Source organism: Phocaeicola barnesiae DSM 18169 = JCM 13652, assembly GCF_000374585.1.
Taxonomy (GTDB): domain Bacteria; phylum Bacteroidota; class Bacteroidia; order Bacteroidales; family Bacteroidaceae; genus Phocaeicola; species Phocaeicola barnesiae.
On sequence record NZ_KB894653.1, the window covers coordinates 80071 to 101185 of the forward strand.

At 47.5% G+C, this 21115-nt stretch carries 18 protein-coding genes; 15 read left to right on the forward strand and 3 right to left on the reverse strand.

The genetic code is table 11. From position 1 onward, the window contains the following. The first annotated feature begins 37 nt into the window (after positions 1-37). From C510_RS0111565 to C510_RS0111590, 6 genes are all read left to right on the forward strand, one after another. The gene (locus C510_RS0111565) at positions 38-1972 is read left to right on the forward strand and encodes a DNA topoisomerase IV subunit B (protein ID WP_025892605.1); all 1935 of its coding nucleotides are present in this window, start codon (positions 38-40) and stop codon (positions 1970-1972) included. 10 nt (positions 1973-1982) lie between these two features. Then, complete coding sequence (gene coaD, locus C510_RS0111570) at positions 1983-2435, forward strand: pantetheine-phosphate adenylyltransferase (RefSeq protein ID WP_018711506.1); 453 nt, start codon at positions 1983-1985, stop codon at positions 2433-2435. A 46-nt stretch (positions 2436-2481) separates the two neighbouring features. Continuing rightward, positions 2482-4053, forward strand: coding sequence for a S41 family peptidase (locus C510_RS0111575; RefSeq protein ID WP_018711507.1), 1572 nt, complete (start codon positions 2482-2484; stop codon positions 4051-4053). Positions 4054-4308: 255 nt separating this feature from the next. Further along, a complete protein-coding gene (locus tag C510_RS0111580; RefSeq protein WP_025892601.1) occupies positions 4309-4998 on the forward strand; it encodes a fumarate reductase in 690 nt (229 codons plus the stop codon). Positions 4999-5030: 32 nt separating this feature from the next. Continuing rightward, positions 5031-7013 carry a fumarate reductase/succinate dehydrogenase flavoprotein subunit gene (locus tag C510_RS0111585; protein ID WP_018711509.1) on the forward strand — a complete coding sequence of 661 codons (1983 nt, stop codon included), beginning with the start codon at positions 5031-5033 and terminating at the stop codon, positions 7011-7013. A gap of 35 nt (positions 7014-7048) precedes the next feature. Further along, positions 7049-7804, forward strand: a complete 756-nt coding sequence (locus C510_RS0111590; protein ID WP_018711510.1) for a succinate dehydrogenase/fumarate reductase iron-sulfur subunit — start codon at positions 7049-7051, stop codon at positions 7802-7804. Between the two features lie 242 nt (positions 7805-8046). Here C510_RS0111590 and dprA read toward each other — a convergent pair whose 3' ends face one another. Together dprA and C510_RS0111600 are read right to left on the reverse strand one after the other, a co-directional pair. Next, complete coding sequence (gene dprA / locus C510_RS0111595) at positions 8047-9165, reverse strand: DNA-processing protein DprA (protein ID WP_018711511.1); 1119 nt, start codon at positions 9163-9165, stop codon at positions 8047-8049. After that, complete coding sequence (locus C510_RS0111600; protein WP_025892599.1) at positions 9162-9569, reverse strand: acyl-CoA thioesterase; 408 nt, start codon at positions 9567-9569, stop codon at positions 9162-9164. The genes dprA and C510_RS0111600 overlap by 4 nt, the downstream gene beginning before the upstream one ends. Before the next feature lie 131 nt (positions 9570-9700). On the opposite strand from C510_RS0111600, the gene C510_RS0111605 reads away from it, so the two are divergent. The 5 genes from C510_RS0111605 to C510_RS0111625 all read left to right on the forward strand — a co-directional run bounded on the left by C510_RS0111605 (position 9701) and on the right by C510_RS0111625 (position 15696). Next, positions 9701-10642: a tRNA-dihydrouridine synthase family protein gene (locus tag C510_RS0111605; RefSeq protein WP_018711513.1), complete on the forward strand. Its 942-nt coding sequence runs from the start codon at positions 9701-9703 to the stop codon at positions 10640-10642. An 84-nt stretch (positions 10643-10726) separates the two neighbouring features. Further along, positions 10727-11230, forward strand: coding sequence for an RNA polymerase sigma-70 factor (locus C510_RS0111610; protein ID WP_018711514.1), 504 nt, complete (start codon positions 10727-10729; stop codon positions 11228-11230). 71 nt (positions 11231-11301) lie between these two features. Further along, positions 11302-12114 (forward strand): FecR family protein, encoded by an 813-nt coding sequence (locus tag C510_RS0111615; RefSeq protein WP_018711515.1) that lies wholly within the window; start codon positions 11302-11304, stop codon positions 12112-12114. Then, positions 12111-14708, forward strand: coding sequence for a TonB-dependent receptor (locus C510_RS0111620; protein WP_018711516.1), 2598 nt, complete (start codon positions 12111-12113; stop codon positions 14706-14708). Before C510_RS0111615 ends, C510_RS0111620 begins: the two co-directional genes overlap by 4 nt. A gap of 4 nt (positions 14709-14712) precedes the next feature. Next, positions 14713-15696 carry a DUF4249 domain-containing protein gene (locus tag C510_RS0111625; RefSeq protein ID WP_018711517.1) on the forward strand — a complete coding sequence of 328 codons (984 nt, stop codon included), beginning with the start codon at positions 14713-14715 and terminating at the stop codon, positions 15694-15696. A gap of 70 nt (positions 15697-15766) precedes the next feature. Here C510_RS0111625 and C510_RS0111630 read toward each other — a convergent pair whose 3' ends face one another. Then, complete coding sequence (locus C510_RS0111630; protein WP_025892594.1) at positions 15767-17035, reverse strand: DUF2851 family protein; 1269 nt, start codon at positions 17033-17035, stop codon at positions 15767-15769. A gap of 83 nt (positions 17036-17118) precedes the next feature. On the opposite strand from C510_RS0111630, the gene dapB reads away from it, so the two are divergent. From dapB to C510_RS0111650, 4 genes are read left to right on the forward strand one after another with little or no spacing between them, the layout of a single operon-like run. Continuing rightward, positions 17119-17874, forward strand: a complete 756-nt coding sequence (dapB, locus tag C510_RS0111635) for a 4-hydroxy-tetrahydrodipicolinate reductase (protein ID WP_018711519.1) — start codon at positions 17119-17121, stop codon at positions 17872-17874. A gap of 1 nt (position 17875) precedes the next feature. Next, positions 17876-19300 (forward strand): signal peptidase I, encoded by a 1425-nt coding sequence (gene lepB, locus C510_RS0111640; RefSeq protein WP_018711520.1) that lies wholly within the window; start codon positions 17876-17878, stop codon positions 19298-19300. Between the two features lie 28 nt (positions 19301-19328). Further along, positions 19329-20240 (forward strand): signal peptidase I, encoded by a 912-nt coding sequence (gene lepB, locus C510_RS0111645; protein WP_018711521.1) that lies wholly within the window; start codon positions 19329-19331, stop codon positions 20238-20240. 24 nt (positions 20241-20264) lie between these two features. Continuing rightward, positions 20265-20912 carry a WbqC family protein gene (locus C510_RS0111650; RefSeq protein ID WP_018711522.1) on the forward strand — a complete coding sequence of 216 codons (648 nt, stop codon included), beginning with the start codon at positions 20265-20267 and terminating at the stop codon, positions 20910-20912. Positions 20913-21115 lie beyond the last annotated feature (203 nt).

Genomic DNA, 21115 nt, shown 5'->3' on the forward strand with positions numbered 1-21115 from the left:
ACGGATTAAACCCGGTTTAAAAAGCATATAAATCATGATGGAAGAAATAAATTCACAGCCACAGAATCCGGTTTCATATACCGAAGAGAACATCCGCCATTTGAGCGATATGGAGCACGTGCGTACCCGTCCGGGTATGTATATCGGCCGGTTGGGCGACGGTTCACAGGCGGAGGACGGAATCTATGTCTTGCTGAAGGAAGTCATCGACAACAGCATCGACGAATTCAAGATGGGAGCGGGTAAGCGGATTGACATCCAGATGGAGGATAATCTGCGGGTTTCCGTACGCGACTATGGCCGGGGTATTCCGTTGGGAAGTCTGGTAGATGCCGTGTCCATGTTGAATACGGGAGGTAAGTACGATACCAAGGCTTTCAAGAAGAGTGTCGGACTGAACGGTGTCGGTGCAAAGGCTGTGAATGCGTTGAGTAGCCGTTTCATTGCCCGGAGTGTGCGGGACGGACAGATGCGTGAGGCAATTTTTCAGAAAGGTGATTTGGTAAGCGATACCACACAAGCTACGACGGAGGAGAACGGTACCTATATCTTCTTCGAACCGGATGCTACCTTGTTCCTGAATTATCATTTCCGTCCCGAATTCATCGAGACCATGCTGCGTAACTATACGTATCTGAATACCGGATTGGCCATCTACTACAACGGTCATCGGATTATCAGCCGCAACGGTCTGGAGGATTTGTTGAACGATAACATGACGGCGCCGGGATTGTATCCGATAGTACACCTTACCGGCGAAGACATCGAAATCGCTTTTACCCACAGTTCACAATACGGAGAAGAATACTATTCGTTTGTAAACGGTCAGCATACTACGCAGGGGGGTACACACCAGAGTGCCTTCAAGGAACACATCGCCCGTACCATCAAGGAGTTTTACGGCAAGAACCTGGAGTTTCAGGATATCCGTAACGGACTGGTGGCAGCTATTGCCATCAATGTGATTGAGCCGACTTTCGAAAGTCAGACTAAGATTAAGCTGGGTTCACTGACCATGGCGCCGGAGAAAGATTCCGATGGAAATCCGTATCCGTTGTCGGGTATCAGTGTCAACAAGTTTGTCGGCGATTTCATCAAGGAGAATGTGGACAATTACCTGCATAAACATGCCGATATTGCCGAAGTCCTGCTTCAGAAGATCCAGGAATCCGAGAAGGAACGGAAGGCCATTGCCGGTGTAACCAAGATAGCCCGCGAACGGGCCAAGAAAGCCAACCTGCACAACCGGAAACTGCGTGATTGCCGGATACACTTGAACGATGTGAAAGGTGGAAAGAAAGAAGACGATGAAAACGACCCGCGTCTGGAGAGTTCCATCTTCATTACTGAGGGAGATTCGGCCAGCGGTTCCATCACCAAGAGTCGTGATGTCAATACCCAGGCGGTATTCAGTCTGCGTGGTAAGCCGTTGAATTCTTTCGGACTGACCAAGAAGGTGGTGTACGAAAACGAGGAGTTCAACCTGCTTCAGGCAGCCTTGAACATCGAGGACGGACTGGACGGGCTTAGATATAATAAGGTGATTGTAGCGACGGATGCCGATGTAGACGGTATGCATATCCGGCTGCTGATGATAACCTTCTTCCTGCAGTTCTTCCCGGATTTGATCAAGAAGGGGCACGTCTATATCCTGCAGACTCCACTGTTCCGTGTGCGGAACCGGAAGAAGGGAGTGTACGAGACCATTTATTGCTACTCGGAAGAAGAACGGGTGGCAGCCATCGAGAAGTTGTCTCCGAATCCGGAGATTACCCGTTTTAAAGGTTTGGGAGAGATTTCTCCCGATGAGTTCCGCCATTTTATCGGTAAGGACATGCGTCTGGAACAGGTGACCCTGCGTAAGACGGATGCTGTAAAAGAATTGCTGGAGTTCTACATGGGAAAGAATACCATGGAGCGTCAGAACTTCATTATCGATAACCTGGTGGTAGAAGAAGACATTGTAGATTGATAAGAAGAAAATGAAGAAAGCGATATTTCCCGGCACGTTCGATCCGTTTACTATCGGACATTTTTCTGTGGTGAAACGTGCCTTGACATTCATGGATGAAATAATTATCGGAATCGGTGTAAATGACAGCAAGCGTACCTGGTTTCCTACCGAGCGCAGGGTAGAGATGATACGCGCCCTGTATGCCGATGAGCCGCGTATCAGCGTGGAAGCTTACTCCGGACTGACCGTCGATTTTGCCCGTGAACGGGGAGCCGGTTTCATTATCCGGGGGATCCGTACGGTACACGATTTCGAGTACGAAGAGACCATTGCCGACATCAACCGGAAACTGGCGGGGGTTGAAACCATTCTGCTGTTTACCGAGCCGGAACTGACTTCCATCAGCTCTACCATTGTCCGTGAACTGTTGCAGTATGGTAAGGACGTATCTGCCTTCCTGCCCGAAGGAATGAAGATTTGAGTGTAGTTCGTTTAAAATCAGAGAGAATATGCAGAAAAGAATACTGATGCTGTTGGGAGCGCTTGCCTTGTGGACAGGTGCTTCGTGGGCACAGAATAAGTTGTTGGACTCGCCGGCACGGAAACTCCAGTTGGCCGAGTTTGCCATTTCCAACCTGTACGTAGACAAGGTGGATGAAGGCGAAATAGTAGAGACCGCCATTATCAGTATGCTGGAGAAACTGGACCCGCATTCCACTTATTCCAATCCGGAAGAGGTGAAGAAGCTGAATGAGCCGTTGCAAGGAAATTTTGAGGGAATCGGTATCCAGTTCAACATGGCTACGGATACGCTGTTTGTCATTCAGCCTGTTTCCGGCGGACCGTCTGAAAAGGTAGGTATTCTGGCAGGAGACCGTATCATCGAAGTGAACGATACCGTAATTGCCGGAGTGAAGATGTCTACCGACGATGTGATGCGTCGCCTGCGGGGACCGAAGGGGTCGAAAGTAACTGTCAAGATACAGCGCCAGGGAACTGCCGGATTGCTTCCGTTTACGATTACCCGTGACAAGATTCCGGTATATAGTCTGGATGCTGCCTATATGGTCAATTCTTCGGTGGGTTATATCCGCATCAACCGTTTTGCGGCAACTACCGGCGATGAATTCATGGAGGCGTTGAAGAAGCTCCAGAAGAAAGGGATGAAGGACCTGATACTCGACTTGCAGGGAAACGGTGGAGGTTACCTGAATGCGGCTATCGACCTGTGCGACCAGTTGCTGGGGCGTAAGGAATTGATTGTCTATACCGAAGGCCGCCGGAATCCGCGTTCGGAATTCGAAGCCAAAGGCGACGGCGCTTTCCAGAACGGACGGTTGGTTGTGCTGGTTGACGAATATTCCGCTTCCGCCAGTGAGATTGTGACAGGAGCAGTCCAAGATTGGGACCGTGGCATCGTAGTAGGTCGTCGTACTTTTGGTAAAGGACTGGTACAGCGTCCGATTGACCTGCCTGACGGTTCGATGATCCGTCTGACCGTAGCCCGTTATTATACGCCTTCCGGCCGCTGCATCCAGAAGCCGTACGAGAGTATCGAGCAGTATAACAAGGACTTGATTGATCGCTATAATCGGGGTGAAATGGTCAGTGCAGACAGCATTCACTTTCCTGATTCTCTGAAGTTCAAGACCAAGAAACTGGGACGGACCGTATACGGTGGAGGAGGTATCATGCCCGATTATTTCGTGCCGATCGATACGACGTATTATACCGATTATTATTTGGCTTTGCGTGATAAGGGCGCGATTGTGAACTATAACATCAAGCTGATTGACCGCCATCGGAACGAATGGCTGAAGGAATACAAGAATTTCGACAATTTCAACCGGAAATTCGAGATTACGGAACCGATGCTCCAGGAGCTGATCGAGTTGGGAAAGGGTATGAACATCGAGTTCAAGGAAGAAGAATACCAGACAGCCCTTCCGTTGTTGAAAACCCAGATGAAGGCATTGATAGCCCGTGATCTGTGGGATATGAGTGAATATTATCAGGTCATCAATACATTGAGCGACAGCATGCAGAAAGCGCTTGAACTGCTTTCACAACCCGGGTTGAACTTTCCGCGGAGAGAGTAGCGGATTGTTGTCCGGTTTGCAGAGAGGCCGCCTTTTCGGAATGAAAAGATTCCGGAAAGGCGGCTTCTGTATCTAATTGACTGAAATAACGGGAAAAACGCTCAAAAAAATACGTATTTCTGCCCCGCTAATAAAGAATTATTTCCTTAATTCCTTGTGATTTCTGAGGAAAACTTCTAATTTTGTTTCCGTAAATACGTGTGAACCGACGAATTTTTTAGTTTAAACAATTAAATAATTTAAAATCAATCATTTATGTGGTTAAGTAATTCATCTATTGGAAGGAAAGTGGTGATGAGTGTAACAGGTATCGCCCTTGTCCTGTTTCTGACATTTCACATGGCGATGAACCTTGTTGCGCTTTTCTCTGCGGAAGGTTACAACATGGTTTGTGAATTCCTGGGTGCTAACTGGTACGCACTGGTTGCTACAGTGGGTCTGGCTGCCTTGTTTGTTATTCACATCATTTACGCTTTCTGGTTGACAATTCAGAACCGTGCCGCTCGCGGTAACGAACGTTATGCTGTCAACACGCGTCCTAAAAACGTAGAATGGGCTTCACAGAACATGTTGGCTCTGGGTGTGATCGTTATCTTGGGTCTGGCCCTGCACTTCTACAACTTCTGGTACAAAATGCAGTTCGCTGAAATCGTCGGCAATCCGATGATGGGAGGTCTTCATGCTGCTGACGGTTACGGTTATATCATGCAGACTTTTGCAAGTCCGGTATTCTTTGTGCTGTATCTGGTATGGTTGGCTGCTTTGTGGTTCCACTTGACTCACGGTTTCTGGAGTTCTATGCAGACTTTGGGTTGGAACAACACCATTTGGATCAACCGTTGGAAATGCATCTCTAACATCTATGCTACTATTATCGTATTGGGCTTTGCTCTGGTAGCTGTAGTTTTCTTCTGCAAGAATTTGATGGGATGCGGTGCTTGCTAATTAACGTGTAACTGATTAAAATTGAAAACATTATGACTAAGATAATCGATTCTAAGATTCCTGAAGGCCCGATAGCTGAGAAATGGACCAACTATAAAGCTCACCAGAAATTGGTTAACCCGGCTAACAAACGCCGTCTGGACATCATCGTTGTAGGTACAGGATTGGCAGGTGCTTCTGCTGCTGCTTCTTTGGGTGAAATGGGATTCCGTGTATTCAACTTCTGTATTCAGGATTCTCCGCGTCGTGCTCACTCTATCGCTGCACAGGGTGGTATCAACGCTGCAAAGAACTACCAGAACGATGGTGACTCTATCTATCGTCTTTTCTATGATACTGTAAAGGGTGGTGACTACCGTGCCCGTGAAGCTAACGTTTACCGTCTGGCTGAAGTATCAAACAATATTATCGACCAGTGCGTAGCACAGGGTGTTCCTTTCGCCCGTGAATACGGTGGTACATTGGCTAACCGTTCATTCGGTGGTGCTCAGGTATCTCGTACATTCTACGCTAAAGGTCAGACCGGTCAGCAGCTGTTGCTGGGTGCTTATTCAGCATTGAGCCGTCAGGTAGGTGCAGGTACTGTTAAGTTGTACACTCGTTACGAAATGGAAGACATCGTTATCGTAGACGGTCGTGCACGTGGTATCATCGCCAAGAACCTGGTAACTGGTAAACTGGAACGTTTTGCCGCTCACGCCGTAGTTATCGCTACCGGTGGTTATGGTAACGCTTACTTCCTGTCAACCAACGCTATGGCTTGTAACTGTACAGCTGCTATGGCTTGCTACCGTAAAGGTGCATGGTTCGCTAACCCGGCTTACGTACAGATTCACCCGACTTGTATCCCGGTACACGGTGACAAGCAGTCTAAGTTGACTTTGATGTCTGAATCTCTGCGTAACGATGGTCGTATCTGGGTTCCGAAGAAACTGGAAGATGCAAAAGCTTTGCAGGCTGGAACCAAGAAGGGTAGCGATATTCCGGAAGAAGACCGTGACTACTATCTGGAACGCCGTTATCCGGCATTCGGTAACCTGGTTCCGCGTGACGTTGCTTCACGTGCCGCTAAGGAACGTTGCGACCATGGCTTCGGTGTAAACAACACAGGTCTGGCTGTATTTCTTGACTTCTCTGAAAGTATCGAACGTCTGGGTATCGATGTCGTTCGCCAGCGTTACGGTAACTTGTTCGATATGTACGAAGAAATCACTGACGTGAATCCGGGTGAACTGGCTAAGGAAATCAACGGCGTGAAATATTACAACCCGATGATGATTTATCCGGCTATCCACTATACAATGGGTGGTATCTGGGTTGACTACGAACTCCAGACTTCTATCAAGGGTCTGTTCGCTATCGGTGAATGTAACTTCTCTGACCACGGTGCTAACCGTCTGGGTGCTTCTGCATTGATGCAGGGATTGGCCGACGGTTACTTCGTATTGCCTTATACTATCCAGAACTATCTGGCTGACCAGATTACTGTTCCTCGCTTCTCTACTGACCTGCCTGAATTCGCAGAAGCAGAAAAAGCTGTTCAGGCTAAGATTGACCACCTGATGAACATCAAGGGTAAGAAGTCTGTAGATTCTATCCACAAGGAATTGGGCCGTATCATGTGGGAATATGTAGGTATGGGCCGTACTGCTGAAGGTTTGAAGACTGGTTTGGCTAAACTGAAAGAAGTCCGTAAGGAATTCGAAACAGAACTGTTCATCCCGGGTTCTAAGGAAGGTTTGAACGTTGAGTTGGATAAGGCTATCCGTCTGAATGACTTTATCACCATGGGTGAACTGATTGCTTACGATGCTTTGAACCGTAACGAATCTTGCGGTGGTCACTTCCGTGAAGAGTACCAGACAGAAGAAGGCGAAGCAAAACGTGATGACGAAAACTTCTTCTATGTAGCTTGCTGGGAATACCAGGGAAGCGACGATAAGGCTCCGGTATTGTACAAGGAACCGTTGGTATACGAAGCTATCAAGGTACAGACTCGTAACTACAAGAGCTAATCAGTGAAGTTAAACAATTAAAGAATCTAAGTAAAATGGATAAAAATATATCATTTACGCTGAAAGTTTGGCGTCAGAACGGACCGAAAGATAAAGGTCATTTCGATACATTCCAGATGAAGGATATCCCGGGCGATACTTCATTCCTGGAAATGCTGGATATCTTGAATGAACAGTTGATTGAAGAAGGTAAAGAACCGGTAGTGTTCGACCACGACTGTCGTGAAGGTATCTGTGGTATGTGTTCTTTGTATATCAACGGACATCCGCACGGACCTGCTACAGGTGCTACAACTTGTCAGATTTACATGCGTCGTTTCAAAGACGGTGATGTAATCACTGTTGAACCGTGGCGTTCTGCCGGTTTCCCGGTTATCAAGGACTTGATGGTAGACCGTACAGCTTACGATAAGATTATGCAGGCTGGTGGTTTCATCAGTGTACGTACAGGTGCTCCTCAGGATGCTAACGCTATCCTGATTCCGAAACCGATTGCTGACGAAGCTATGGATGCTGCTTCTTGTATCGGTTGTGGTGCTTGTGTTGCTGCTTGTAAGAATGGTTCAGCTATGTTGTTTGTTTCTGCAAAGGTTAGCCAGTTGAACCTGTTGCCTCAGGGTAAACCGGAAGCTTTGCGTCGTGCAAAAGCCATGATTGCAAAGATGGATGAATTGGGATTCGGTAACTGTACAAACACTCGTGCTTGTGAAGCTGAATGTCCGAAATGTGTTTCTATCAGCAACATCGCTCGTTTGAACCGCGACTTTATCAAAGCTAAACTGAAAGACTAAGCTGATTTTTATCGGCTTATCGCTGATACATTGAAAATCCCCGTCGATTGGCTTCGGCGGGGATTTTTTGTAGGAAAAGTTAAGGAAACTGTAAATCGTAAAAAATGGCTAATGTATAAATATTTTCCAAAGATATGTTTTGAATTTATGTGTGTTGTTTATACTTTCGCGCCGTGATTTTTTTCATAGTATTAGATTTAAGGTTAACAAGGTTGGGGCAAGGCGTTGTCCCATTTTTTTGTCTATAAGAGGCGATACATGCCACCTGCCAGTGTCCGTATGACTCCTTTCATTTCCAGTTCGAACAAGATACTGGTTATCCGGTTGATAGGTATGTTGGTTTCTACTACCAGCGTGTTGATTTGTAGACCGTCCGGATGTTTTTCCAATAACTTACAGATAGTGCTTTCCTCGTCGGATAGTTCCGGAAAGAGTTGACGTTGAATGGTGGCAGGTGCAGTGGGTTGTACATCCCAGTTCATCGCTTTTATCAGTTCTTCCGCACTTTGCAGCAATACCGCCCGGTTATTTCGGATAAGTTGGTTACAACCGGCAGAATAAGGAGCGTCTATCCGGCCAGGGAAGGCAAAGCAATCCCGGTGATAACTTTCTGCGATGTCCGCAGTAATTAAAGCTCCGCCTTTTTCGGCTGATTCTACGACAATGGTGGCATCACTGATACCGGCAATAATCCGGTTTCTTCGGACAAAGTTTTGTCGGTCAGGATTAGTACCGCTAGGAAATTCTGTTAATAATCCCCCTTGCTGAAGCATTTGTACAGCTGTTTGTCTATGTACAGCCGGATAGATGCGGTCCAGTCCATGTGCCAATACGCCTACTGTATCGAATCCGCATTCCAACGCACAACGGTGTGCCTGAATGTCAATACCGTAGGCCAGTCCGCTTACTATCAAGACATCCGGAAGCAATTCTTGTAGGTCGTGCATGAAGTTGCGACAGATTTCTTTTCCATAATCGGTGGCATGTCGGGTACCCACCAGGTTGATGACATGCAGTCGGTTCAAATCGGCTGTACCCCGATAGAACAGGGCGAGGGGGGCGTCATCACATTCACGCAGGCGGGAAGGATAGGCCTCATCTTGCTGGGTCAGACACGTTATCTGGTTCTTTTCGGCAAATTCCAGTTCAGCTTCGGCCAGACGGATGGCTTCATCGGCATGGCTTATCAAGGCTTCCTGGATACGTGGAGTTATTTCGGGAATCAGGTCCGGTAGATGACTGGTCTGCCGGAATAAGACCGTAGCATTTCCTGCTGCCTGCAACAGGTGACGGGCTCCGATGAGTCCCAGTCCGGGAATCCGTGTCAGAGCCAGGGTATGGATGGTCTCTTCGGCTTTCATTCCGTTACGTATGGGGCGAACACTTCGTCGAAGAGGGGGCAGGTACCCAGCCGTCCGTTTATCAGGCTGACGGTCTCTACTGTAGCCTTGATGACCGGTTTGTTATCGGGCAGGCGGAAAATGTCCTGATAGAACACGTATTTGATGCCTTCTTTCTTCAGGTATAGTTTCGAGATGAATTCGTCTCCGCTTTTCAGAGGAGTCTTGAAAGCCATGCTGAGGCGGGCGACTACCGGATCGATTCCTTCGGCGTGCAGTTTGGCGAAACTGATGCCGGTAGAAGTCAGGAATTCGTGACGGGTATGTTCGATGTAATGTTGGTAATTGGCATTGTTGACGATACCTTGCAGGTCGCATTCATAGTCGCGTACCTTCATTTTCAGTTCATAGATGTATTTCTCCATAGAGATGATTTTAAAATGTGTTTCTACAAAGATAATGTCTGTCTGCGGATTTCTTTCCATGTTTATCGGACAGATTTCCCGATTATCAGGAATTTTATGCGTCTGAAGCGAATTATCCGTATATTTGCGGCATGATGGAAGCGAATGTACCGGTTATATATGCGGCTCCGTTGCAAGGTTTCACGGAGACTGCCTGGAGAAATGCCCATGAACAGAGTTTCGGTGGGATAGATGCGTATTATACCCCTTTTATCCGGCTGGAGAAAGGAACGATACGTAACAAGGATAAACGTGATGTTTCACCTGAAGAAAATACAGTTTCTCACTTGATACCTCAAATCATAGCCTCGGATGCTGAAGAGCTGGAACAGCTGGTTGTGTTTCTGTCGGCACAGGGATATCGGGAAATCGATGTGAATATGGGATGTCCGTTCCCGTTGATTGTCCGTCGGGGAAAAGGGTCGGGTATTTTGCCTTATCCGGAGAAAGTGGCTGTTTTGTTGGATGCGATGAAACGTTTTCCGGAAGTCCGCTTTTCCGTCAAGATGCGATTGGGATGGGAGCATGCCGATGAGTGGAAACAGGTACTTCCGTTGTTGAACCGTTCGTGTGTGAAGCAGGTAACCCTTCATCCCCGTATCGGGAAGCAGCAGTACAAGGGGACGGTGGACAGGGAAGCTTTCCACTGTTTTTATGAGGCTTGTGAGCTTCCTTTGGTATATAACGGCGATTTATGTACGGTGGCGGCTATCCGGGAGTTGTTGGAAGCCTATCCCCGCCTGAAAGGAGTCATGCTGGGTAGAGGCCTGTTGGCTGACCCTTCGTTGGCTAAGGCATTTCGTGAAGGGCCGATGTCGGAAGCGGAAATCAGGTCAAGAGCTTATCTGATGCATCGTCGGATGTATCTTTATTACCAGCGGGTAATAGAAGGAGGTGAGGCACAACTGCTCATGAAACTGAAGGCCGTTTGGGAATATCTCCTTCCGGACCTTGAGAAGAAGGTCCGGAAAGCTATTCTGAAAAGTAACCGTCTGGATACTTATCTGAGGGCAGTGGAGGAGGCGTTACGGTAGGTTTAACTTCTTTTCACCATATAGCTATAGGGGCTTGGAGGGATAGCTTTGTCTTTGTTAAAATATGATTTGACTGTATCTGTTATGAAGAAAAACGGAATCAACTTCGATGAAGTGTTTAAACTCTATTACAGGCCGTTGTGTTTATATGCCATTCATTATGTACGTGATGTGGATATAGCCGAAGACATTGTACAGGATTGCTTGTCTTTGTTGTGGGAAAAGGGGGGTGAGGTCGAACATCTGAAGTCCTATCTGTATGTCATGGTCCGGAATTATAGTTTGAATTATCTGAAGAGGGAAGCGGTTTTTGATATGAACTGTTCTCCTTCCGATTTGGAAGAAACCTTACCTGATGAGGAACTGGAAGAATATTCGGTGATGGAAGCACGTATGTGGACAGCTATTGACGCATTGCCGGAGCGTTGCCGTGAGGTGTTTCTGTTGCATAAGCGTGACGGGATGACTTACAAGGAAATAGCCGAACTTCTGCATATTTCTGTACATACGGTAGATAACCATATCTGCAAGGCATTGCGGTTGGTACGCGAGGGAGTCAAAGCATTGTATTCATTCTTTTTTGGTTGATTTTATTTGATGGGAATAGTGGATTTCATGCATTTTATTCTCTTAGAAGTGAATGTTTAATCGAAGTGAGTATGGAAAAGATTGAAGAGAAATGCTTGAAGTTTGTGCTTCATTACTACCAACAGGGCAAGTTGGATACGCGGAAGGCTTTACAGAAATTCAGGCATAGTCATGGTGAGGTATATTCGGGCAGCTTTGTCCGTTGGTATTGGATGGTAGCCGGCATAGCTGCCATGTTGTGCATTGTAGGAGGAATTCGCTTGTTATTACATACTGATGCAGACCATAAAGGGTGGGTGAAGCTGGTAGCAGAGAAATCTCCGGTGGAGTATGTTCTTCCTGATAGTTCGAAGGTGGTAATCTATCCGCAGTCTTCTGTGCGGTATCATTTGCAGGGATATCTGCATCATCGGCGTGAAGTACAGTTGGAAGGGGAGGTTGGCTTCAGCGTCAGACATGATTCTCTCCGTCCGTTTACTGTCATTGGCAGGCTTTCTGAGGTCCGTGTATTAGGTACGGAATTCCGGGTGAATGAGGTTAGTGGAGATACAGCATTTGTACAGGTGAAAACAGGGAAAGTCCGTTTGTCGACTCTTGGTCATCCCGATGCTGTTATTCTAACTGCTGGAATGAGTGCACAAGTTGTCAAAGGGCAGAAACATCCGCAAGTTAATGGAAAGAAGAAGATGGAGAAAGGAAATTTTGTTTTCGATAATACGCCACTTCCGAAAGTGCTGGAGGAACTTTCCGCTTATTTTCATGTTCGTCTGAAATGTGAAAATACCAGCAAGCGGTTAACTGCCAGCTTTAAAGCGCAGAGTCTGGATGAGATTATTGAAATCATTGAGAAGGTATTGAAGGTCAAAATTGAGAAGCAGGAATGATGAGGATGTTGTGTATAGGAATTATTTCTTGTTTGTGTCTGACGGGAAAGGCACAGTCGGATACAACAGGAATGAAAGAAGTACTGGATGCGATGCAACGTCTGTATGCTGTAAATTTTGTCTATGATTCTTCTTTGTCGCAGGTGAAGCCTGCGGGAACGCCTGTGTCGGGTAAACCGTTGGCAGAGAACTTGAAGAATGTGCTTGGCGGAACGGGTATACGTTGGGAAATCAAAGGGGACTATGTCTTGTTGTTTCGTTCGCTCCGTTATACTTTTTCCGGTCACGTCTGCCAGGATAACGGAGAATCATTGATGAATGTGACGGTATTCGATAAAGTAACCCAATCAGGTACATTGAGTAATGAACATGGCTTTTTCAGTCTTACGTTGCCGGAAGGGAAGCATGTCATCCGTTTCTCGTATATTGGCTATCAGGATGCAGTGAAAGAATTGGAGCTGGATGCTGATTATACAGGAATAGTTTATCTGAAGGAAAGTACGACTTCGCTGGAAGGCGTGGAGGTAGTCGGTAATTTGAACTCTCCGTTATTGACATCGCAGACAGGGAAAGTTTCGCTTACTCCGGCTCAATTGAATACGGAGTTTTCGTTGCTGAGTTCTCCGGATTTGATCAAGACGCTTCAGCAGCTTCCAGGTGTCTCTTCGGGAATGGAACTACTGTCAGGGCTTTATGTTCATGGTGGAAAGAATGATGAGAACCTGTTTTTACTGGATGGTACCCCGTTGTATCAGGTGAACCATGTAGGAGGACTCTTCTCGGCGTTCCATACGGATATGGTGAAGAATGTTGATTTCTATAAAAGCGGATTCCCTGCACGCTATGGAGGCAGACTCTCGTCGGTTGTCGATGTCCGTACGAAAGAGGGGGATATGAAGTCTTATCACGGCGTTTTTTCTCTGGGACTTTTGGATGGAAGAATACAGTGGGAAGGACCGATAGTCAAGGATAAAACGTCGTTCTGTTTCGGTATGCGGAGAAGTTGGGCAGACCTGTTCACTACTCCTGCCTTGTTGATTGCTAGCCATGCTTCTGCCAACGATAAAATCAAGGCCCGTTACGCTTTTCACGATATCAACGGTAAGATTACCCATCGGTTTTCTGCAAGGAGTAAACTTTCGCTTGCCATGTATTCCGGACGTGACTTGTTCAAGAGCCGGGTACGCCAGGTATTTGATGAAGGAACTCAGATACGTGAGGAACGGTACGGTACCGATTTCAATATGCAATGGGGAAACCTGACCGCTACTTTGGCTTGGAATTATCAGTTTACTCCCAAGCTGGCGGGCGATTTTTCGTTGGTATATGCCCGTAACCTGTCCATATATGATTATACGGAAGATGACCGGTATTATGAGGCTGATAAAGAAATATCCGTGGAGCATCACATGCAAAGCAACCGTTCGACTATCAATGATGTGGGTTATCGTATTGCTTTTGATTATCGTCCTGCTACCCGACATCATATACGTTTCGGAAGCAATTACCTGCATCATCTGTATCGTCCTCAACGCATGGTTTCGCAAGATATCAGGGGGACGGATGGAATCATCGATACCCTTTCTTCAGCAGGTATGAATCTGAACCGTTATCCGGGAAACGAATTGTCTTTTTATGTGGAAGATGAAATCGGGCTATCCCGTAAGTTACGGGCAAACATAGGAGCTCATTATACTTTATATCAGGTTCCGGGAAGCGTCTATCATTCGTTGGAGCCTCGGTTGTCGGCTAGCTATCGGTTGGCTGATAGGGCTACTTTGAAAGCATCATATACAGAGATGAGTCAGTTTGTTCATCAGTTGTCTAATTCCTATCTGAATTTACCGACTGATTGCTGGGTCCCTTCAACCCGACAGGTTCCTCCTATGCGTTCACGGCAGGTTGCCGGAGGGATATATATGGAACTTCCCTGGCATTTGCGCTTGGATGTGGAAGGATATTTCCGTACTACCAGTCACATGCTTGAATACGATACCAGCGGTAGTCTGGTTTTCCCGGCTGAGGAATGGGAACGGGTGGCCAGAAACGGGAAAGGAAAATCGTACGGGATAGAGGCGGCGTTGGCTTATCAGGATGGAAAAAATACATTCGAAGCCGGCTATACGTTGTCATGGAGTCTTCAGAAATTTGAGGACTTTTATCCTGACTGGTATTTCAGTAGGTTCGACAACCGTCATAAAGTGAATTTGATGTTTCGCCGGAAGTTTAACGACCGTATCGATGCCTACGCTGCCTGGACTTACCGTAGCGGTGACCGTTCGACAGTCCCTACGCAATATGTGGAGGGTCCTTCGTTGCCCGGTGTGCCAGGTTCCAGCCAACCGGAACTGGTTTATGAGAAGCCGAATAATATTACGTTGCCTGCTTATCATCGGCTTGATGTGGGTATCAACTTCCGTAAGACGACGAAAAGAGGTTTCGAGCGCATCTGGAATGTAAGCATCTACAATGCTTATTGTCGGATGAATGCTTTCTATACCAAGGTCGAACAGCAACCTGACGGTAGTTTCAGAGGGAAAGGTATCGGTCTTTTTCCGATTATCCCTTCTTTCAGTTATACTTTAAAATTCTGAGTTTATGGAGAAATTCTTGAGTGGTATATTCGTCTTTGTTACGGTTATCTTGTTGCCGTCCTGTACTTATTATTTTCAATTGGATGATGTGGCAGAGTCACCCAAGCTGGTGATGTATAGTTATCCGGGTAGTGGAGATACAACGATAGTCCGTTTGTCCCGAAGTCTTCCGGTCAGTGCTAAGGGAGCAATCGTATCTGGATTGAGGAGTCCGGACATCCGGTGTACAGTAAACGGTACACCGGTCAGCCTTCAGTGGACAGCAGATTCCTTACCAGGTGTACCGGCAGGAAGTCATTATCTGGTTACAGCTTATCGGGATGGAGACTGTGTTGAGTTTACGGCTTCTGTAGAAGGACTGAAGGCTGTATCTGCTGCTACCGTTATTCCTGTTTCGTTCCCTTTGTTATCCGTAGAAATGAAACGGAAATCGTCCGAACCAAGTACATTGCAGTTTCTCATAAGATTTAAGGATGAGGCTTCTCGGACTGATTATTATGCCGTAAAAATTGAGAAAAAACTGATGTATTGGAAAAACGGTGTTTATTCGGAAGAACGATATCTGATGGCTCTTGACTTGAAGGATGAGCCTTTACTGGATACTTTTTCCGGATTGGATGAGATGCTTCTGCCTGATAAGGAATTCTATCAAAATCTGTATTTCTGGGATGATGAGAAGATTCAAGGAAAAGAATACACGCTTCGCCTGAATACTTCGTATGGAGCGGACTACGAAACGGATTATGAATGGGGGGAGGAAAAGGAACATGTCGTTTGTAAGAAACAGTACCGGATTAGTCTGTACAGCTTGTCTGAAGAATGTTACCGCTACCTGAAGTCGTTGAACGACCAGCATAGCAATCAACTGACCAGTTCGGAGCTGGCACCTATTCGTCCTACTTATACCAATGTGAGAAACGGTCTCGGACTGGTAGGTGGCTGTAGATTGATGCAGACGGACTGGATGGATAATCTGAAGGAGGATTGAGTTGTTTGAAAGTCGGCCATAAAAGTTTTATAGTCTGATATTGCTTTTATGGCCCATTCTGTTTTATTGATTATTTCCGCCGCTTGAAATACTCATACCCGATGCGGCAATACAGGCATTTCTTCGGGTCACAATATTGTTTCTTCAGTTGGATTAAGGCCTGGCTGTCTCCGGCATGTGCGGCGGTCAGACCGCATTCTTTCCACATCCGGGTGATGTAATTGTTTTCCGGTTTCAAGGCTTCCAGAAACTCGCCGGCACGTGTGGTCAGCGAGGCTTGTCCCCGGTATTTTCCGTATGCATACAGGAAAGGAACCACGGTGTTGATAATCAACAGGTCGATGGAAGCCTTGCTGAGGTGTTTGGTCTGCGGACGGGAGATTTCACCGAAGGAGTAATGCGTAATCCAGTAAGGGGAGGTATCGCCTTGGAATAACCGGCGAACTTCATCCAGGGAGGATTTCTCCAGCACCTGCGACAACAGACCGGCGGATTGCTGGTACAGGTAGGCCAGTTGGGCGATGCGCAGGTAAGGAAAGTTTCCCGGGCGGGTACGCAACAGCTTCCATTGACAATGGGAGGAGGGGGTGAGCCCGAACTTGTGCTGCAGATAGGCGTATTCCTTTTGCAACGATTCGGCGTAGCTGTCACCGGGTTGTTCTGGTATCAGTCCGGCTTGTCCGAAGAAGATGGCCTCTATCTGGAACAGGTTGTCGCGATGTTTGTCTACGGCCCGTAAAGGGATGGATTTGGCCCATAGTTCGAAAGCTTCGCTGTTGGTGCCGAAGCCGAAATTGCGGGCAAGGGTCAGGAAGAACGCGTCTTCCCAGTTGCGGTTGCAGGTCTCCAGCCGTTGAAGAAGTTGAGCCGTTTTCTGCTCGAAACGTTCCAGCTGTAAGGTGTTCATCCAACTGTGTACCAATAACGGAGGCAGGGTAGGGATGAGGCGGTAACAGGCCGGATAACGGGAGGTTGCTAGCAGTTCCTGATAATTCTCCAGCAGATAAGGCGGATAATGGAGTTCCAGTTGGGGAATCGGCTCTCCGTTGGTCCGTTGTATCTGGGTGTCGATGTCGGAGGCGACGTGCAGGATAACGGAGTCGTAGGTGGTATCTTGTTCGTGATGGTGTTTCAGCCAGTCGGATGCCCGCAGATGGATTTCCACGTTCCCCACCCATAGTACGCCGTTAATCTTGATTTTGGCATTGAAGAAATCGGGTCCGGCATCCGGATTCGGAAGTCCCGGGTCGATGATTTCCAATGATTCACCTTGGGTTGTAACGAGTGTGCGGAGTGGAAAAAGCTTGTGTTTCCATACATAGTGTAAGAGTTGTTCCATGTTAACGAGGTGTAAATGTTCGCTAAATGTAATGATTTATAGCGAAAAACGCTATCTTTGTGCCTAAAATCAGATAGAAAAGTATGAAAATAGCATTGATTGGATATGGAAAGATGGGAAAGGAAATCGAAAAGATTGCTCGTTCCCGTGGACATGAGATTGTAAGTATCATCGATATTGATAACCGCCAGGACTTTGCTTCCGAAGCGTTCCGTTCGGCTGATGTGGCCATTGAATTTACGGCTCCTTCCGTAGCGTACGGAAACTGTATGGAAGCGTTCAAGAACGGTGTAAAGGTGGTTTCCGGAAGTACCGGATGGATGGGCGAGCACGGCGATGAGATGCGCCGTCTGTGTCAGGAAGAAGGAAAAACCCTGTTCTGGTCGTCTAATTTCAGTCTGGGAGTCGCTATCTTCTCGGCGGTCAACAAGTACCTGGCCCGTATCATGAACAATTTCCCCAATTACGAAGTTTCGATGGTGGAGACTCACCACATACATAAGCTGGATGCACCGAGCGGTACAGCCATAACCCTGGCCGAAGGAATCCTGGAGAACCTCGACCGTAAGGACAAATGGGTGATGGGCACCCTGACGGCTCCGGACGGAACCGTGAGCGGAACGACCGAGTGCGCGCCGAATGAATTGCCTGTCAGCGCTATCCGTGAAGGGGAGGTCCCCGGTATCCATACCATTACTTACGAATCGGAAGCCGATTCCATCGTCATTACGCACGATGCCAAGAACCGTAAAGGCTTTGCATTGGGTGCGGTACTGGCTGCCGAATATACTGCCGCACACACCGGTTTCCTGGGTATGAACGATTTATTCACTTTCTGATATGATACAGGCCTCTCGTAAACAATGGATAAAGTTTGGTGTAGTAACCGTGCTTTATCTGATTTTCCTGGTGTGGCTCCGGAGTTGGCTGGGACTGGTTGTCCTGCCGTTCATCTTCGACGCTTACATCACACACAAGATTCCCTGGACCTGGTGGAAGAAATCGAAGAATCCTACGGTAAGAGGTATCATGGGATGGGTGGATGCCATTGTATTCGCTTTGGTAGCTGTTTATTTCGTGAATCTGTACTTCTTCCAGAACTATGTGATTCCTTCTTCTTCGCTGGAAAAATCGTTGCTGGTAGGCGACTACCTGTTTGTCAGCAAGATGAGTTATGGTGCCCGTATTCCACAGACTCCGTTACACATGCCGCTTACCCAGCATACGTTGCCGGTATTTAATTGCAAGTCTTATTTGGAATGGCCGGCTTGGGACTACAAGCGGGTCGGTGGACTGGGTGAGGTACAGTTGAACGATATTGTGGTATTCAATTTCCCGGCTGGTGACTCGGTGGCTACCGGTGTTCCTGCCGAAGATTTGTACCGCTTGAGCTATCAGGCCGGTAAAGAATTGTCACAGCCCATTGATTTGTCATCGTTGACTCCGGAACAGGAGCGTACGGTGTACGATTTGTATTACGCTATGGGACGGAAATACATCGATGAGAATCCGCAGCTGTATGGCAAGGTTATCACACGTCCGGTAGACCGTCGGGAGAACTATGTGAAGCGTTGTGTCGGCTTACCGGGACAGACCCTGGAAATCAAGAACCGCATTATCTATTTGGATGGAAAGCCGAATAAGGAACCTGATAATGTACAGTACCGTTACCTGGTACATACCAATGGGATGCTTCCGGAAGATTTCTGTCACGAACTGGGTATCAGCCAGGAAGACCTGATGGCTTATTATCCGGAAGAATCGGTATACAACATGCCGCTGACGGCTCAGGCAAAGGCTGCTTTGGAGAACCGGAAGGATTTGGTGGTCGCTATCGAGAATGTTCCGGATGACGATGCCGGCGGACTTTATCCGGTGAACAAGCATACGGGATGGACCTGCGACAACTACGGACCTGTCTGGATTCCGAAGAAAGGTGAAACGGTGACGTTGACACTGGAGAATCTGCCGATTTACGAACGCCCTATCAGAAACTATGAGGGTAACGACCTTCAGGTAAAGGATGGGAAAATCTACATCAACGGACAGGAAACGGACAAGTATACCTTCAAGATGGATTATTACTGGATGATGGGAGATAACCGGCATAACTCGGCCGATTCACGCTTCTGGGGTTTCGTTCCGGAAGACCACATCGTAGGTAAACCTATCTTCATCTGGTTGTCTTTGGATCCGGACCGCGGATGGGCCAATGGAAAAATCCGCTGGAACCGTCTGTTCAAGTTCGTCGATAACATCAAATAAGTCTCTCTAGAAGATTCTCCGTCCCGTGATGAAGAAACGTAGGCTCAGGTGGCTGAAAGTAACGGCTGCGGTGCTGATAAGCGTCGGTCTGGTCAAGACTCTGCTGGTGACATCGTGCTTTATTCCCTCGGCAGGTATGGAAAACAGCCTGTATCAGGGGGAAGGCGTATTGGTGAACAAGTGGAGTTACGGGCTTCGTCTGCCTTTACAGGCATGGTGGGGCTATCATCGGATAGGGGCTTCACGGGTGGAGAAAGGAGATATCGTCGTGTTCAACAGCCCGATGCCCCGGGAAGAGCATACGGCGGTAGAGCGTCGTCCGTTGTACATCAGCCGGTGTATCGGTTCGGCGGGCGATACGCTGATGTTGAACAAGGATTTGATACAGGTGGAAGGACCGGTGTTCAGTCCTGATGCCAAGGAACTGTATGTCTATCCGGCCGATCAGGAGGAACGATTGCTGGCGATGCTGGATACATTGGGCATTCAGGGTAATCTGTTGGCCGGTTATACCGAGGACGGCAGTTATATCCGTAGTTTCAGTTATTATGAATCTTATCTGATTTCCCAAAAAGTTGGGAAATCACTTCCATTGGTTCCCTTGAATGAGCGGCATCCTGAAAAGGCTTATCCGTTTGTGGTTCCGGCCAAAGGGCAAGTGGTAAAGGTTTATCCGTGGAATGTGACTTTGCTGTGTAATACCATCCGCCTGCACGAACATCGACAGGCCACTATCAAAGGTGATACGCTGTATGTAGAAGGCAGTCCGGTGGGGCATTATTGTTTCAGTAAGGATTATTATTGGGTAGCTTCGAACGATCCGGTGAATCTGCGTGACTCCCGTCTGTTCGGTTTTGTGCCCGAGGACCACCTGATTGGGAAAGCCTGGAGAGTATGGTACCCCGTCCGTTTGGAACGCTTCTGGCAACGGGTACAGTAGTTTTTCATTCATTTCATTGTTCAGATGCAGAAAGAAGTTTTGTTGAGTTCGGCCTATCTGGCCCCGGTGGTATATTACACCAAGCTGTATGCGTACGAGAAGGCATATATCGAACGCTACGACCATTATATGAAGCAGACCTACCGCAACCGGTGTGTCATCGCTTCGGCCAACGGTCCGCTGGCTCTGACGATACCGACCGAGAAGGCGGATGAGGCGAAATGTCTGATGAAGGATGTCCGTATCTCCGACCATGGCAACTGGCGGCATACGCACTGGAACGCTTTCGTAGCCGCTTACCGACAGAGCCCTTTCTTCGATTATTATGCCGACGAGTTTCATCGGTTCTACGAACAGAAATACGAGTTCCTGTATGATTTCAACGGGGAACTCTGTGCGTGGGTGTGCGAACAGTTGGATATCCAGCCTGTACTTTGTCCGACTACGGATTATGTAACCGAGCCTCAATCGGTAGATGATTTCCGGGAGCGGATTCATCCGAAACGGGACATTGCCAAGGCGGTTCCCGATTTTTTTCCTCATCCGTATTACCAGGTGTTCGAAGAAAAGCAAGGCTTCCAGCCGAACCTGAGTATCGTCGATCTGCTGTTCAACATGGGGCCGGAAGGGCTGTTGGTGCTTCGGGATAGTATCCGTGTAGCAGAGCGATAATCTGTCATTATTTTTTCTAATATATACGTTAGGCTTGTCGTTTGGCAGGCCTTTCGTCATTTATATCAATTGGTTCGTGGCCAGTATCTGTTTCCTGAAAGAAGCGGGGATAAAGGTTCCTTTATCTGTATATAATCTATAAACCACGACGTGGTTTATATAAACTTCGTCGGGAACTGAAGATTCTGCCCGTTGGATTTGAA

Bases quoted from the DNA above. Each gene is read 5' to 3' on its own strand.
- C510_RS0111575 (WP_018711507.1), top strand. From the start codon at position 2,482: ATGCTGTTGGGAGCGCTTGCCTTGTGGACAGGTGCTTCGTGGGCACAG.
- C510_RS0111585 (WP_018711509.1), top strand. From the start codon at position 5,031: ATGACTAAGATAATCGATTCTAAGATTCCTGAAGGCCCGATAGCTGAG.
- C510_RS0111605 (WP_018711513.1), top strand. From the start codon at position 9,701: ATGATGGAAGCGAATGTACCGGTTATATATGCGGCTCCGTTGCAAGGT.
- coaD (WP_018711506.1), top strand. From the start codon at position 1,983: ATGAAGAAAGCGATATTTCCCGGCACGTTCGATCCGTTTACTATCGGA.
- C510_RS0111625 (WP_018711517.1), top strand. From the start codon at position 14,713: ATGGAGAAATTCTTGAGTGGTATATTCGTCTTTGTTACGGTTATCTTG.
- C510_RS0111630 (WP_025892594.1), bottom strand. From the start codon at position 17,035: ATGGAACAACTCTTACACTATGTATGGAAACACAAGCTTTTTCCACTC.
- C510_RS0111620 (WP_018711516.1), top strand. From the start codon at position 12,111: ATGATGAGGATGTTGTGTATAGGAATTATTTCTTGTTTGTGTCTGACG.
- C510_RS0111565 (WP_025892605.1), top strand. From the start codon at position 38: ATGGAAGAAATAAATTCACAGCCACAGAATCCGGTTTCATATACCGAA.
- C510_RS0111590 (WP_018711510.1), top strand. From the start codon at position 7,049: ATGGATAAAAATATATCATTTACGCTGAAAGTTTGGCGTCAGAACGGA.
- C510_RS0111610 (WP_018711514.1), top strand. From the start codon at position 10,727: ATGAAGAAAAACGGAATCAACTTCGATGAAGTGTTTAAACTCTATTAC.
- dapB (WP_018711519.1), top strand. From the start codon at position 17,119: ATGAAAATAGCATTGATTGGATATGGAAAGATGGGAAAGGAAATCGAA.
- C510_RS0111650 (WP_018711522.1), top strand. From the start codon at position 20,265: ATGCAGAAAGAAGTTTTGTTGAGTTCGGCCTATCTGGCCCCGGTGGTA.
- C510_RS0111580 (WP_025892601.1), top strand. From the start codon at position 4,309: ATGTGGTTAAGTAATTCATCTATTGGAAGGAAAGTGGTGATGAGTGTA.
- lepB (WP_018711520.1), top strand. From the start codon at position 17,876: ATGATACAGGCCTCTCGTAAACAATGGATAAAGTTTGGTGTAGTAACC.
- C510_RS0111615 (WP_018711515.1), top strand. From the start codon at position 11,302: ATGGAAAAGATTGAAGAGAAATGCTTGAAGTTTGTGCTTCATTACTAC.
- dprA (WP_018711511.1), bottom strand. From the start codon at position 9,165: ATGAAAGCCGAAGAGACCATCCATACCCTGGCTCTGACACGGATTCCC.
- lepB (WP_018711521.1), top strand. From the start codon at position 19,329: ATGAAGAAACGTAGGCTCAGGTGGCTGAAAGTAACGGCTGCGGTGCTG.
- C510_RS0111600 (WP_025892599.1), bottom strand. From the start codon at position 9,569: ATGGAGAAATACATCTATGAACTGAAAATGAAGGTACGCGACTATGAA.